Genomic DNA, 556 nt, shown 5'->3' with positions numbered 1-556 from the left:
ATGCCCTGACCACACTCGTGTACCTATGCATGGCGCTGATGATTCGCCAGTTGCTCAACTGGATCGGCCGCCGCTACGTGATGAGGAACAGCCGATGAGTGATTTTTCCTTGTGGGACATCGTGCGCAACCTGCTCAGCGGCCTGCAATGGACGCTGTTGTTGTCGCTGGTGGCGTTTGTCGGCGGCGGTGTGATCGGCCTGCTGGTGATGGCGATGCGTATCAGCCATAAGGCATTCCCGCGCAACATTGCCCGCACCTATATCGAACTGTTTCAGGGCACGCCTTTGCTGATGCAACTGTTCCTGGTGTTTTTCGGTGTTGCATTGCTCGGGGTAGATATTTCGCCCTGGCTGGCGGCGGCCATTGCCCTGACCCTGTTTACCAGCGCCTACCTGGCCGAGATCTGGCGCGGCTGCGTTGATTCCATTGCCCATGGGCAGTGGGAGGCATCGGCCAGCCTGGCGCTCAATCCCCTTGAACAACTGCGCTACGTGATACTGCCCCAAGCGCTGCGCATCGCCGTGGCACCGACCGTGGGGTTTTCGGTGCAGGTG

Annotated in this window: 1 protein-coding gene; it reads left to right on the top strand. The window is 59.7% G+C overall.

Features of this window, described 5'->3' with window-relative positions; genetic code table 11:
* Window positions 1-94 precede the first annotated feature (94 nt).
* Window positions 95-556 (top strand): amino acid ABC transporter permease (locus tag AC0L20_RS39710; RefSeq protein WP_473295621.1); only part of this gene is annotated, 462 nt, incomplete at its 3' end.

Source organism: Bradyrhizobium sp. Kon58 (genome assembly GCF_055807455.1).
The sequence above is the reverse complement of the archived record's forward strand: the minus strand, read 5'-3'. Positions and strand labels throughout refer to the sequence as shown.